The sequence below is a fragment of the Mesorhizobium quangtriensis genome (genome assembly GCF_040081925.1).
Lineage (GTDB): Bacteria > Pseudomonadota > Alphaproteobacteria > Rhizobiales > Rhizobiaceae > Mesorhizobium_K > Mesorhizobium_K quangtriensis.
Map to the genome: position 1 here is coordinate 1,335,999 of NZ_JBEBMF010000001.1, position 13,963 is coordinate 1,349,961.

Annotated in this window: 14 protein-coding genes; all 14 read right to left on the reverse strand. The window is 64.6% G+C overall.

What is annotated here, in order from left to right; all coding sequences use genetic code 11:
* Positions 1–11: 11 nt before the first annotated feature.
* Complete coding sequence (gene kynA / locus ABMA32_RS06530) at positions 12–851, reverse strand: tryptophan 2,3-dioxygenase (protein WP_349012897.1); 840 nt, start codon at positions 849–851, stop codon at positions 12–14.
* Positions 848–2,041: a kynureninase gene (gene kynU / locus ABMA32_RS06535; protein WP_349012898.1), complete on the reverse strand. Its 1,194-nt coding sequence runs from the start codon at positions 2,039–2,041 to the stop codon at positions 848–850. Before kynU ends, kynA begins: the two co-directional genes overlap by 4 nt.
* Positions 2,038–3,657, reverse strand: a complete 1,620-nt coding sequence (locus tag ABMA32_RS06540) for a benzoate-CoA ligase family protein (RefSeq protein WP_349012899.1) — start codon at positions 3,655–3,657, stop codon at positions 2,038–2,040. The genes kynU and ABMA32_RS06540 overlap by 4 nt, the downstream gene beginning before the upstream one ends.
* A complete protein-coding gene (locus ABMA32_RS06545; RefSeq protein ID WP_349012900.1) occupies positions 3,658–4,110 on the reverse strand; it encodes a cupin domain-containing protein in 453 nt (150 codons plus the stop codon).
* A 27-nt stretch (positions 4,111–4,137) separates the two neighbouring features.
* Positions 4,138–5,292, reverse strand: coding sequence for an acyl-CoA dehydrogenase family protein (locus ABMA32_RS06550; protein ID WP_349012901.1), 1,155 nt, complete (start codon positions 5,290–5,292; stop codon positions 4,138–4,140).
* Complete coding sequence (locus tag ABMA32_RS06555; RefSeq protein ID WP_349012902.1) at positions 5,292–6,104, reverse strand: enoyl-CoA hydratase family protein; 813 nt, start codon at positions 6,102–6,104, stop codon at positions 5,292–5,294. The genes ABMA32_RS06550 and ABMA32_RS06555 overlap by 1 nt, the downstream gene beginning before the upstream one ends.
* A complete protein-coding gene (locus tag ABMA32_RS06560; RefSeq protein WP_349012903.1) occupies positions 6,101–6,571 on the reverse strand; it encodes a MarR family winged helix-turn-helix transcriptional regulator in 471 nt (156 codons plus the stop codon). Before ABMA32_RS06560 ends, ABMA32_RS06555 begins: the two co-directional genes overlap by 4 nt.
* The gene (locus tag ABMA32_RS06565) at positions 6,565–7,317 is read right to left on the reverse strand and encodes an SDR family NAD(P)-dependent oxidoreductase (RefSeq protein WP_349012904.1); all 753 of its coding nucleotides are present in this window, start codon (positions 7,315–7,317) and stop codon (positions 6,565–6,567) included. Before ABMA32_RS06565 ends, ABMA32_RS06560 begins: the two co-directional genes overlap by 7 nt.
* A complete protein-coding gene (locus ABMA32_RS06570) occupies positions 7,314–9,611 on the reverse strand; it encodes a bifunctional salicylyl-CoA 5-hydroxylase/oxidoreductase (RefSeq protein ID WP_349012905.1) in 2,298 nt (765 codons plus the stop codon). Before ABMA32_RS06570 ends, ABMA32_RS06565 begins: the two co-directional genes overlap by 4 nt.
* Positions 9,612–9,748: 137 nt before the next feature.
* The gene (locus tag ABMA32_RS06575; protein ID WP_425475499.1) at positions 9,749–10,261 is read right to left on the reverse strand and encodes a VOC family protein; all 513 of its coding nucleotides are present in this window, start codon (positions 10,259–10,261) and stop codon (positions 9,749–9,751) included.
* Positions 10,262–10,419: 158 nt separating this feature from the next.
* Complete coding sequence (locus tag ABMA32_RS06580; RefSeq protein WP_349012907.1) at positions 10,420–11,235, reverse strand: ATP-binding cassette domain-containing protein; 816 nt, start codon at positions 11,233–11,235, stop codon at positions 10,420–10,422.
* On the reverse strand, positions 11,228–12,103 hold the full coding sequence (locus tag ABMA32_RS06585; RefSeq protein ID WP_349012908.1) for an ABC transporter ATP-binding protein: 876 nt from the start codon (positions 12,101–12,103) through the stop codon (positions 11,228–11,230). The genes ABMA32_RS06580 and ABMA32_RS06585 overlap by 8 nt, the downstream gene beginning before the upstream one ends.
* A complete protein-coding gene (locus tag ABMA32_RS06590; protein WP_349012909.1) occupies positions 12,100–12,951 on the reverse strand; it encodes an ABC transporter permease in 852 nt (283 codons plus the stop codon). Before ABMA32_RS06590 ends, ABMA32_RS06585 begins: the two co-directional genes overlap by 4 nt.
* Entirely contained in the window at positions 12,944–13,951 is a 1,008-nt protein-coding gene (locus ABMA32_RS06595; RefSeq protein ID WP_349012910.1) for an ABC transporter permease, read from the reverse strand. The genes ABMA32_RS06590 and ABMA32_RS06595 overlap by 8 nt, the downstream gene beginning before the upstream one ends.
* Between the last annotated feature and the right edge of the window lie 12 nt (positions 13,952–13,963).

Consider the following 13,963-nt stretch of genomic DNA (forward strand, 5'->3'; position numbering starts at 1 on the left):
CGTCATATTCATCAGAGTTCCGTCCGGACCTTCCAGAGCTCGGGGAACAGCTCGACCTCCAGCATGCGGCGCAGATAGGACACGCCGGCGGTCCCCCCCGTGCCGCGTTTCAACCCGATGATGCGCTCCACCGTGGTGACGTGGTTGAAGCGCCAGCGTCGGAAGTAATCCTCGAAGTCGACCAGCTTCTCGGCCAGTTCGTAGAGCATCCAGTGTGTCGTGGGATCGCGGTAAACGACCTTCCAGGCTTCCAGAACCTTCGGATTCTCGCTGCGCGTCTCGCGCCACGTGGCGCGGTTCGCCTCGTCACCGATGTCGAAGCCTTTTCGGACCAGCAGGCGAAGCGCCTCGTCATAGAGGCTGGGAGCGGAGAGAATATTCTCGAGCCTTGCGGAGACCTCGGGCACGTGCTCGTGCGGCTTCAGCATGGCGAGGTTGCGATTTCCCGCGAGGAATTCGATGGCGCGGTACTGCCACGACTGGAAACCGGAGGACTGGCCGAGCGAGGCACGGAACTCGGTGTATTCGCTGGGCGTCATCGTGCGCAGCACGTCCCACGCGCCGGTGAGTTGCTCGAAGATGCGGGCCACACGCGTCAGCATCTTGAAGGCGGGCTCCAGCCTGTCCTCGCGGATCGCCGTCATCGCGGCGCGGATCTCGTGGATGGCGAGCTTCATCCACAGTTCCGAGGTCTGGTGCTGGATGATGAACAGCAATTCGTCATGCGCGGCAGACAAGGGCTCCTGCGCGTCGAGCACGCGTTCGAGATGCAGGTAGTCGCCATAGGACATGCGTCCCTTGAACGACATCTGCGCGCCTTCGGCGGACGGATCGTAAGGCTTGCCGCTCATGTCACTGCCGCCTTGCGGTGATAGTCCGGCTTGTCCCAGAGCCTATCCTTCATGATCGCTTCGAGAATCGCGGCGGCGCCGAGCACTTCCTTCTCGCCGATATAGAGCGGCGTGAAGCCGAAGCGGATAGCGTCCGGCGCGCGGAAATCGCCGATGACCCCGCGCGCGATCAGCGCCTGCATGATCGCGTAGCCGGCCGGGTGCCGGAAGGACACCTGGCTGCCGCGCTGATGGCCGTGACGGGTGGTGGCGAGCGTCAGCTCCGGGCAGCGCCCTTCCACCTCGCGGATGAAGAGGTCGCAAAGCCCGATGGAGGCCGCGCGTACGTCGTGCATCGACACGCCGTCCCAAGCGTCGAGCGCGGCGTCGAGGACGGTAAGCGCGATGACAGGCGGGGTGCCGACGCGCATGCGATCGATGCCGTGGCCGGCGCGGTAGTCGAGGTCGAAGGCGAAGGGCGCCTCGTGGCCGAGCCAGCCGGACAGGGCAGGGCGCGCCATCTCCGCGTGCTTGGGCGCGACGTAGATGAAGGCCGGCGCGCCGGGGCCGCCATTGAGATATTTGTAGGTGCAGCCAACAGCGAAATCCGCGCCTGCGCCGAAGACATCGACCGGAATCGCTCCGGCCGAATGCGCGAGGTCCCAGACCGTGAGCGCGCCAGCCGCATGCGCCTTGGCAGTTAGCGCCTTCATGTCGTGCAGGCGGCCGGTACGATAGTCGACCTCGGTCAGCATCACGACCGCGACGGTCTCATCTATCGCGGCCTCGACGTCTTCCGGCTCGACGACCTTGAGATCTAGCCCGCGACCGAGCGAGCCGATCAGCCCCTGTGCCATATAAAGGTCGGAGGGGAAGTTTCCGCTGTCGGAGAGTACGACCTTTCGGCCGGGGTTGAGGTCGAGCGCCGAGGCAAGCGCCTGGTAGACCTTGATCGAAAGCGTATCGCCCATGACGACGGTGCCTTCCGGCGCGCCGATGAGCTTGCCTATACGATCGCCGATACGGCGCGGTTGCGCCATCCAGCCCGCGACGTTCCAGCCCTTGATGAGGTGCTTGCCCCATTCGTTCGCCAGCATGTCGGCCACGCGCTGTTTCGCTACGACCGGCAGAGGGCCGAGCGAATTGCCGTCGAGATAAATGAGCCCCTCGGGGATATCGAATAGCGCGCGGGTGCGGGCGAAGTCGCTCATCTTTCCTCTCGCAGCCTGAACCGCTGGATCTTGCCGGTCTGCGTCTTGGGCAGCACGTCCACGAACTTCACCGAGCGCGGATATTTGTAGGGCGCGATCACGGCCTTGACGTGATCCTGCAGGATCTTCAGCACCAGATCGTCGCCTTCGACGCCCTCGACCAGCACGACATGTGCCTCGACGATCTGCCCGCGATCCGTGTCGGGCACGCCGATCACGGCGCATTCGCGGACGTGCGCATGGGCGAGGAGCGCCGCCTCCACTTCCGGGCCGGCGATGTTGTAGCCGGACGAGATGATCATGTCGTCGGAGCGCGCAGCGAAGTGGAAGACGCCGTCTTCGTCCTGCACGAACGAATCGCCCGTGAGGTTCCAGCCGTCGCGGACATATTTCGCCTGCCTGTCATCGGCCATGTAGCGACAGCCGGTCGGCCCGCGCACGGCAAGCCGCCCGACAGTGCCGCGCGGCAGTTCGTTCATGTTCTCGTCGACGATCCTGGCTTCGTAGCCTGTGACGGGCTTGCCGGTCTGGCCGGGGGCCATGTCGGAGAGGCGGTTGGAGATGAAGATGTGCAGCATTTCGGTCGCGCCGATGCCGTCGAGGATCGGCTTGCCGGTCTTGCGCGTCCAGTCTTCATAAACCGGAGCCGGCAGGGTTTCGCCAGCCGAAACCGCGATGCGCAGCGAGGACAGGTCCGCACCCTTGTCCATCGCCGCCAGCATGGCGCGGTAGGCGGTCGGCGCTGTGAAGCTTATCGTCGCCTTGTACGTCTCGATGATCTCGACCATGTTGGGCGGGGTGGCGCTTTCGAGCAGCGTCGCCGCCGCGCCGAAGCGGAGCGGGAAGATCGCAAGGCCGCCGAGGCCGAAGGTGAAGGCAAGCGGCGGCGAGCCGACGAACACGTCGTCGGACGTGACGCCGAGCACTTCCTTCGCATAGCCATCGGCGATGATGAGCAGGTCGCGGTGAAAGTGCATCGTCGCCTTGGGCACGCCAGTCGTGCCCGAAGTGAAGCCGAGCAGCGCGACGTCGTCGCGGCCGGTCTGCACGGGTTCGAAGCGGACGGACTTGCTGAGCGCCGCGCGGTCAAGTTCCGCGTCGTGGTTGGCCGTGCCGTCGAAGCCGATGACCTGCTTGAGGAAGCGGCTGTCCTTGGCGCAGGCGACCATCTCGTCCATCAGCCGCGTGTCGCAGAGCGCCAGCGCGATCTCGGCCTTGTCCACGATCTGCGACAGTTCGCCTGCGCGCAGCATGGGCATGGTGTTGACCACGACCGCGCCGGCCTTGGTCGCCGCCAGCCAGCAGGCGACCATGGCGGGGTTGTTGGCCGAGCGGATCAGCACGCGGTTGCCGGGCTTGACGCCGTAGTTCTCGACCAGCGCATGCGCCAGCCGGTTCGTCCAGTCCGACAACTCCTTGTAGGTGCGCTGCCGGCCATTGCCGATCAGCGCGGTGTTGTCGCCGAAGCCCTTGTCGACCATGCGGTCGGTGAGTTCCACCGCCGCATTCAGCCGTTCCGGATAGTCGAAGCCGTCGAGCAGGAAATCCGGCCACTGGTCCTCGGGCGGCAGGTTGTCCCGCGTGAACGTGTCCGTATGTGCAGACGGCCCGAGCATCTATGCGTTCGCTTCTTCCGGCAGGAAATCCACGTCGTGGTCGGCCGAAAGCTGGATGATTGTGGGGATATCGCTCTTGTCGTGCAATTGCTCGAAAAGTTCCTTCAGCCGGCCTGCCGGCGACACCCAGAACAGCGCCCGGCACGGCTTGTCGGACTTGTTGAAGTAGCCATGCGGGATGCCCTTCGGCATGCGAACGAGGTCGCCTGCATTCGCGGTCGACCACACGCCGTCGAGCTTCAGTTCGAGCTGGCCTTCCTGCACGAGGATGAACTCGTCCTGGTCTGGATGGATGTGGACGGGCACGAACTGACCCGGATCGCTGTTCGTCTCGAAGGCGAAAGCGCTATCGCACACAGCCTTCGGATAATAGATCTGGCCGAGAATGTTCCACTTGATGCCGTCGAAGCCGGTGCCGTTGGCGGTGATGCCTTTCGCGAGTTCCTTTGTCATGCGCAGTCCCTTTTCCCTCTGGTGTTGTTATTTGCTGACGTCTGCGAGTACCTGTCTTGCGATAACCACCTTCTGCACGTCGGACGCACCTTCGTAGATGCGTAGCGCGCGAATTTCGCGGTAGAGGCTTTCTACGATATGGCCCTTGCGTACGCCGTCGCCGCCGTGAAGCTGCACCGCCTTGTCGATCACCTCCTGCGCGCTGTCGGTGGCGAAAAGCTTGGCCATAGCGGCCTCGCGCGTGACGCGCGCGGCGCCTGAATCCTTCGTCCACGCAGCGCGATAGACGAGCAGCGCGGCGGCATCAATGTCGAGCGCCATATCGGCGAGGTGGCCCTGCACCATCTGCAGCTCGGCGAGCGGCGCGCCGAAGAGTTTGCGTTCGGCCACGCGCTTCAGGCTCTCGTCGAGCGCACGCCGCGCGAAACCAAGTGCGGCCGCGCCGACCGTCGAGCGAAACACATCGAGCACCGACATCGCGATCTTGAAGCCTTCGCCGGGCTTGCCGATCATGGCAGAGGAGGGAACGCGCACGCACTCGAAGGACAGCCGCGCCAGCGGATGCGGAGCGATCACTTCCAACCGCTCGGCAACCGTCAGCCCCTTGGTGTCGGCAGGCACGAGGAAGGCCGAGATGCCTTTTGCGCCGGGCGCTTCGCCCGTGCGGGCGAAGACAACATAGAGGTCGGCGATGCCGCCGTTGGAAATCCAAGTCTTTTCGCCATCGAGAACGTAAAGGTCGCCATCCTTCGTCGCGGCCATGTCCATGTTGGCGACGTCGGAACCGGAGCGCGGCTCAGAGAGCGCGAAGGCCGAGATCGCCTTGCCGGCGCGTGTCTTCGCCAGCCACTCTTTCTGCGTGTCGGTGCCGAACAGGCTGATCGCGCCGGTGCCGAGCCCCTGCATGGCGAAGGCAAAGTCTGCGAGCCCGTCGTGCCGCGCCAGCGTCTCGCGCGTGATGCAGAGCACGCGCACGTCGAGTGGCGCGGGGTTGGCGGTGTCGATGGTCGTCGGTTTCAGCCAGCCGTCACGGCCAAGCATGGCGACGAGTTCGCGACAGGCGGCGTCCACGTCATGATGATCGACAGGCAGGTTCGCCGCGCACCACGCGTCGAGTTTTTCGGCCCACTCGCGATGGCGCGGCTCGAAGAACGGCCAGTCGAGGAAGGAGCGGTCAGGCATCAATCTCCCTCGAAAACCGGCTTCTGCTTCGCCACGAAGGCGGTGTAGGCGCGCTCGAAGTCCCTGGTCTGCATGCAAATCGCCTGCGCCTGGGCCTCTGCCTCGATGGCCTGGTCAAGCCCCATCGACCATTCCTGGTTGAGCTGGGTCTTGGTGATGCCGTGCGCGAAGGTGGGACCGGAAACGATGCGCGCGGCCATCTCCATGGCGTCGGCTTCCAGCGCTTCGGCGTCCACGAGCCGGTTGTAAAAACCCCATCGTTCGCCCTCCGCCGCGCTCATGCTGCGGCCGGTGTAGAGCAGTTCGGCGGCGCGGCCTTGGCCGATGATGCGCGGCAGGATTGCGCAGGCGCCCATGTCGCAGCCGGCCAGCCCGACCTTGGTGAACAGGAAGGCGGTCTTGGCCTCCGGCGTGGCGATGCGGATGTCGGAAGACATCGCGATGATCGCGCCGGCGCCGACGGCCACGCCGTCCACCGCCGAGATGATAGGCTTGCCGCAGTTCAGCATTGCCTTGACGAAATCGCCCGTCATGCGCGTGAAGGCCAAGAGTTCCTTCATGTTCATGCGGACCAGCGGCCCGATGATGTCGTGAACGTCGCCGCCCGAGCAGAAATTGCCGCAGTTAGGCAGGAAGACCACGGCGTCGATATCGTCGGCATAGACGAGCGCGCGGAACGTATCGCGCAGTTCGGCGTAGGACTCGCAGGTGAGCGGGTTTTTGCGCTCTGGACGGTTGAGGCGGATTTTCGCAATCCGTCCTTCGGCTTCCCATAGGAAGTGCTTCGGCTTCAGTGCAGCCATAGCGGTCATTCGTGCCCCTCCCAACTGCTGCTGAACGACTTCAGCATGGCGGCGAGCCGCTTCGTGTCCTCGTCGCCGACGCCAGCAAGCAATTCGCCGATCCAGCCTTCGTGCGCGGCCGCCATCGCCTCGAACTGCGCGCGGCCGGCCTCCGTCAGCGTCACCATCGAGGTGCGGCGGTCGCCGTTGCGGCGCGCTCGCTCCACCAGCCCTTCGGAGACGAGACGATCGACGATGCCGGTAACGTTGCCGTTGGAGACCAGAAGAAAACTGGAGAGACCGCTCATCAGCATGCCGTCCGGGGTACGGTAGAGCGCGGCCATCACGTCGAAGCGCGGCAGGGTCGTGTCGAACTCCTGGCGCAGACGTTCGCGCAGTTCGGCCTCGATGGTGCGCGCGGCGCGCAGCATCCTGATCCAAAGCCGCAGCCGCTCCTTGTTGTCGTGGGAGATATCGGACAGCGGCGCACTTACCATGTCTCGCCACCCGAGATGGAGATCGCCTGACCGGTGATCGAGCGCGCATTGTCTCCGCAAAGCCAAAGCACGGCGTCGGCGATTTCGTCCGGTTGTATGAAGCGGTTCTGAGGATTGGTGGCGGCAAGCGTTGCGCGCGTCTCTTCGACCGAACGGCCGGTCTTGCGCACGATATTCTCGACTGAGCGCTCCAGCATGTCCGTCTCGACGAAACCGGGGCAGACGGCATTTACAGTAACGCCTGTCTTGGCCAGCTCGGCCGCAAGCGCGCGCATCAGCCCAACCACACCATGCTTGGCCGCGACATAGGGCGCGACATAGCCGTAGCCCTTGAGGCCGGCAGTGGACGCAACGAAGATGATACGGCCCGCCTTGCGCGCGGCCATGGCCACCAGCGCAGGCTTCACGGTCAGAAACGCGCCGGTAAGGTTGACGTCGAGAGTCGCTTTCCAGTCGTCCAGCGAGACCTTGTGGGCCGGCGCGCTCTCGGCGCTGCCGGCATTGGCGACGATGATATCGAACGGCCCGCGCGCAGCCTCGGCCTGTTCGTAGAGTGCCAGCATAGACTGCTCATCGGTCACGTCGGCCGTGACGGCATGAATGCGGGTATTCTCCGCCCCAACCCGTTCGAGCGCATCCAGCCGCCGGCCGCAGATCGTCACGCTGATGCCGGCTTCGGCCAGCGCTAGTGCGATTGCGCGCCCCACGCCTGAGCCGCCGCCGGTGACGAGGGCGTGGCGGCTCATACCTTGAACTCCGGCACGGCGTTGCGCTGGGCAGCGAGGCGGTAGGCCTGGTCGCGGCCGGGAAGATAAGGGTCGGGCCACTTCACGCCGCGGTCGCCCAGCGTGATGGCCGCATGCAGCGTCCAGTAGGGGTCGGCGAGGTGTGGACGCGCGAGGCAGACGAGATCGGCTCGGCCGGCCATCAGGATCGAGTTCACGTGGTCCGGCTCGTAGATGTTGCCGACCGCCATCGTGGCCATGCCCGTCTCGTTGCGGATTCGGTCGGAGAAAGGCGTCTGGAACATGCGCCCATAGACCGGTTTGGCCAAGGTCGAGGTCTGGCCGGCCGAGACGTCGCAGATGTCCACGCCGGCGGCGGAGAGCATCTTTGCGATCTCCACGGCGTCGGCCGGCGTCACGCCCTCGATGCCGACCCAGTCATTGGCAGAAATGCGCACCGAGATCGGCTTGTGCAGAGGCCAGGCCTCGCGCACCGCGTGGAAGATTTCGAGCGGATAACGCATACGGTTTTCCAGCGATTCGCCATACTCATCCGTGCGCTTGTTTGTGAGCGGGGTGATGAACGACGAGAGCAGGTAGCCGTGTGCTGCGTGGATTTCTAGCATGTCGAAGCCGCAGCGATCCGCCATCTCGGCGGACGCCACGAACTGGTCGCGCACCAGATCCATATCGGCGCGCGTCATCGCTTTTGGCGTCTGGTGCTTGTCGGACCATGCAACAGCCGAAGGCCCAAGAATTTCCCAGTCACCGTTGCCGAGCGGCATACCGTCGTCTTCCCATGGCACCTGAACCGATGCCTTGGGGCCGGCGTGGCCGATCTGCGCGCAGATCTTCGCCGTCGTCTCGCGATGCACGAAATCCACCAGCCGCTTCCAGGCTACCTCGTGCTCGGGCTTGTAAAGGCCGGGGCAGCCGGGCGTGATGCGGCCTTCCGGGCTGACGCAGGTCATCTCGATATAGACGAGGCCCGCGCCGCCCTTGGCGCGCTCGGCGTAATGCGTGAAATGCCAGTCTGTCGGGCAGCCATCGACGGCCTTGTACTGCGCCATCGGCGAGACGACGACGCGGTTGGCAAGTTGCATGTCGCGCAGCTTGTAGGGCGCGAACATCGGTGCGCGCTTCCAGCTTTCCTCCGGCGCGCCGGCTTCGCGCTGAAACCACTCTTCCGCGTCGCCGAGCCATTCTGGATCGCGCAGGCGCAGGTTTTCGTGGCTGATGCGCTGCGAGCGCGTCAGCAGCGAATAGTTGAACTGGACGGGATCGAGATCGAGATAGCGCTCGACCTCCTCGAACCACTCCAGCGAATTGCGTGCCGCCGACTGAAGCTTGAGCACCTCGGTGCGTCGCGCGTCCTCATATTTGCGGAAGGCGGATTCGAGGTCTGGCTCCGAGTGCACATAGTCGGCGAGCGCGACCGCGCTTTCGAGCGCCAACTTGCTGCCGGAGCCGATCGAGAAATGCGCCGATGCGGCAGCGTCGCCCATCAGCGCGAGGTTCTTGTACGACCAGCGTTCGCATAGCACCCGCGGGAAGTTGATCCACGCCGAGCCGCGGATATGGTTGGCGTTGGTCATCAGCGGATGCCCGCCGAGATGTTTTTCGAAAATCTTCTCGCAGGTGGCGATGGACTCCTGCTGGCTCATCCCGCCGAAGCCGAACTTGTCCCAGGTTTCCTGGCTGCACTCGACGATGAAGGTCGCGGTCTCGGGATCGAACTGGTAGGCGTGCGCCCAGACCCAGCCATGCTCGGTTTTCTCGAAGATGAAGGTGAAGGCGTCGTCGAATTTCTGTTTCGTGCCCAGCCACACGAACTTGCACTTGCGCGTGTCGATGTCGGGCTTGAACACGTCGGCGAAGGTCGAACGCGAGCGCGAGTTCAGGCCGTCGGCCGCGACGACGAGATCGTATTCTTCCATATAGGGGCGGGGGTCGGGCGCTTCCGTCTCGAACTGCACGGCGATGCCGAGTTCGCGGGCGCGGCGCTGAAGCAGCAGCAGCAGGCGCTTGCGGCCGATGCCGCAGAAGCCATGGCCGGTCGAGACGGTGCGCGTGCCCTTGTAGATGACAGCGATGTCGTCCCAATAGGCGAAGTAGCGCTTGATCCAGACGGCGCTGACGGGATCGTTGCGGTTGAGGTTGTCGAGTGTTTCGGCCGAAAGCACCACCCCCCACCCGAACGTGTCATCCGGCTTGTTCCGCTCGATGACGGTGATGTCGTGCGCCGAGTTTCGCAACTTCATCGAGATCGCGAAGTAGAGACCGGCAGGTCCGCCACCAAGAACCGCGACCTTCATCGAGCGCTCTCCTCTGCTTGCGTCCGGCAATATCGCGCCGGAAGCAAATTACTTCAAGCTTAAAATTTCAAGCTGAATGAAATTCGTTGGAAAGCGGGCGAGGGGTGCCCGCTTTCCAGGTGTGAACAGAACGCCACTTATTTGGCTGGGTCCTTCGGGCTCCAGAGAATCGTGCCGCCTTCCTTCTCATAGGCCATGCCTTGCGGATAGCTGATCGCCTCGAACTGCAGTCCCCACGGCGCCTGGAAATACATGACGGTCTGACCGGCCGCCGGGCCTTCACCGACAGGAAGCACGATGCGCGTCGCCACGCCCTTGTCCTTCAGATATTTCTCCGCAGCCGGAACGTCGTCGACATAGAAGGCAATGTGAAAGGCGCCGACATCGCTGTTCTTCTGCGCGAGGTCCTTCTGGTCGGGCGCGGTGTATTCGAACAGCTCTATGTTCGAGCCGAAACCGCAGCGTACCAGCGTGATTTCCTTGATGACCGCCTTTGGGTCGACGCCAAGCAGGTCCTGCATGAAGGTGCCCTTATCGTCGGCGAAGGGGCCGAAAGACATCGCCTTCTGGCAGCCGACGACGTTGGTGAAGAAATCGACGGCCTGCGCCATGTCCGGCACGGTGATGCCGGTGTGGTCATGACCGCGCATGCCCGGTATGCCATCGGCCGAGGCGGTCGAACCCGCTCCGGCAAGCAGACCGGTAGCGATGCATGCACTGCGAACAAGATACTTCATTGTCGTCTCCCATTGGCGGGCAAATCCCCTGGTTTCCGCATCGGCGCCCGCGAGCCGACACGGTTGATTGTTCAGCCTGCCTTCAGCCAGTCGGCGTCGATCTCCGGCAGCGGAATGGCCGCGATGAGGTCGCGCGTGTAGGCGTGCTTCGGATCCGCGAAGAGCGCGTCGGTCGGGCCCTGTTCCACGATCTCGCCCTGCCGCATCACGATAACCTGCTTGCAGAGCCGCCGGATGACGGAGAGGTCGTGGCTGATGAAGGCGACCGTCAGGCCCATCTCGTCGGCGAGCTTTTCGAGCAGCGTCAGGATCTGTGCCTGCGTGGAGACGTCGAGGCCCGACACGATCTCGTCGGCGAGCACGAAGTCGGGCGACAGCGCCAGCGCGCGCGCAATCCCAACGCGCTGGCGCTGCCCGCCGGAAAGCTCGTGACGATAGCGCTTTGCGAAGTTCTCCGGCAGGCCGACACGCTTCAGCGCCTCGGCGACACGTTGGTCCAGATTGTCGCCAAGCCCGTTGAGCTTTAGCGGCGCGGCGATGATCGCGCCGATCGTGCGGCGCGGGTTCAGCGACGACATAGGGTCCTGGAAGATCATCTGCAGGTTTCGCCGGAGCGGGCGCAATTCGCCCTCCGGCAGATGCGCGATGTCGCGGCCCTCGAAATTGATGCTGCCGGCGCTTGGTTCGATCAGCCGCACCAGTGCGCGGCCGAGCGTCGACTTGCCCGAGCCGGATTCGCCGACGATGCCGGTCACCGAGCGGCGCGGCAGTTCGAAGTCGAGACCCTTCAGGATCTCCACCAGAGGCGCGCTGCCGATCAGCGGCTTCCTCGTCATGTCGGGCAGCGCGACCTTCAGGCCGCTGACCTTGAACAGAGGCTCAGCCATGGGGCCTCCAGTCGTGGTCGGCAACCGCGACCTCCGCGGCGAGCCCCGCCAGTACCGACTCGTCCACCGGCTTCAGCGACGCGAGAGGGTCGGTGTATTTCGGCGTCGCGGCCATCAGCGCGCGGGTGTAGGCATGTTGCGGGTTGGCGAACAGCGCAGGCGTGTCCGCCTCCTCGACCACCTTGCCGGCATAGAGCACCGTCACCTTTTGGCTGACCTTGGCGACGACGCCGAGGTCGTGCGTGACGAACAGGATCGCGGTGCCATGCTCCTGCTGGAGCTGGGCGATGAGGCGCAGGATCTGCTTCTGAACGGTCACGTCCAGCGCCGTCGTCGGCTCGTCCGCGACGATCAGGCGCGGCTCGGAGGCGAAGGCGGCCGCGATCAGCACGCGCTGGCGCATGCCGCCGGAAAGTTCGTGCGGATATGCCTTCATGACACGATCCGGCTCGCGGATATGCACCTCATCGAGCAATTGCCGCACGCGTTTATCCGCCTTGTCGGCATCCCAGCCGAGGATGTGGACGAGACGGTCGGTCATCTGCGGCCCGACGCGCCGCGACGGGTTGAGCGCGGTCAGCGGATCCTGAGGGATCAGCGCGGCCTTCGCCCCGATCAGCCGTCGGCGCTCCTTCGCCGACAGCGCGTCGAGGTCGGTCCCTTCCAGCCGGATCGCGCCCTCAACGATGCGAACGCTCGGCGGCAGCACGCCGAGCACCGCCTTGCCGATCATGCTCTTGCCGGCCCCGCTCTCGCCGACGAGCGCGCGCACCTCGCCGGGCTGCACGGTCAGAGACACCGAGCGCAGCACGCGCTGGCCCGATGGCAGCGTCGCGCTGAGGTTGGAGATGTCGAGACAGTCGCTCATCTCAGCACCGGGTCGAAGCGCGACTTCAGCCCTTCGCCGAACTGGCTGAACGACAGCACGGTGAGGAACAGCGCAATCAGCGGGAACACCAGCACCCACCATGCCTGGTGGATGGACAGCCGCCCCTCCGCGATGATGCCTCCCCACGTCGGCGCGTCGCTGGAGATGGACAGGTTCACGAACGACAGGATGGCCTCGACGATGACGGCGATGCCCATCTCGAGCGACAGCAGCGCGACGATGGATGGCAGCACGTTGGGCAGGACTTCGGACACCATGATTCGTATGCGTCCGAAGCCGGCGATGCGGGCATTCTCGACATAGTCCATGCGTGCCTGGCTCATCGCCTCGGCGCGGATGACGCGGCAAAAGCGCGTCCAGTCGATGACGACGATGGCGATGATGACGGACATCAATCCTGTGCCGAACACGGCGACAAGCAGGATGGCGAACAGCACCGGGGGGAACGCCATCCAGACATCGACGATGCGCGAGATGATGCGGTCCGGCCAGCCGCCGAAATAGCCTGCGATGAGTCCCAGTGTCGATCCGACGATGCAGGCGGCGAGTGCCGCAACGAAGGCGACGATGAGCGCGATACGCGCGCCGAAGATGAGGCGAGACAGGAGATCGCGCCCGAGGCTGTCGGTGCCGAGCCAGTAGCCGGGCTCCGAACCGGGCAGCCAGAAGGGCGGCAGGCGCTCCAGCATCAGGTCCTGCGCCAGCGGGTCGTGCGGCGCGACGAGTGGCGCAAAGATCGCGGCCAGAAGGACAACGAGCAGCCAGCCGCCGGCGAGCATCAGGCGGGCGTCGAAGCGGCGGCGGGGCAGGGCACGTGAGTCAGCCATGGCGCAGCCTCGGATTGAGCAGTGCGTACATCATGTCGACAGCGAGATTGATCAGCACAAAGATCAGCGCGAAGACGAGTACGATGCCCTGGATGAGCGGCAGGTCGCGATTGATGACCGCGTCGATCGCCATGTTGCCGAGCCCTTCGTAGGAGAACAGGCGCTCGATGATGACCGTGCCGCCGATGAGGAAGGTGAACTGCACGCCGATAAGCGTCAGCGTGGGGAGGGCCGCGTTCTTCAGCGCCTCGCGCAGGATGACCTTTGTCTCCGAAAATCCTTTGACCCGCGCCAGCGTCACGTAGTCGAGCGTCATCACTTCCTTGAGTGAAATCTTCAGGAGCTGCGAGATGATGGCCGCGAGCGGCAGCGCCAGCGCCAGCGCCGGCATGAACATGTGGCCGATGAGGTCCTTCGTCAGGTCGAAGCGCAGACGGAAAATGCTCTCGAAGAGATAGAACTGGGTGACGAAGGGAAGGTCGAGGCGCGGCGAGACGCGGCCGGAAATATGGAAGACCGGCCACAGCACACCGAACAGCAGGATCAGCGCCAGCCCCCACAGGAAGTCGGGGATGGAGAGCGCCGCGCCATTGGCGACATCGATGCCTGCCTCGACGGCCGTGCCCTGTTCGCGCGCCCCGATGACGGCCAGCGGCCCGCCGATGAGGAGCGCGATGAACAGAGCAAAGATCGACAGCTCCAGCGTTGCCGGCAGCCGGCTCAGCACCAGCGACATCACATCCTGCCGAAGCGAGATCGAGGTGCCGAAGTTCCCCTGCATCACGCCGGCCAGCCAGATGAAATATTGCTCCACGATCGAGCGATCGAGCCCGTAGAGCGCGCGCAGCCGGTCGATGTCAGCCTGTGTGGCGCCCGGCGGCAGCATCATAGAGATCGGGTCGCCGGGTGCGACACGGATGATCACGAACACCACCACCGACACGCCGAGCAGCGTGATCGCCATGGTGAGGAGCCGGACGAGGAATCTTTGAAAAATCATAGCCTATCGCGC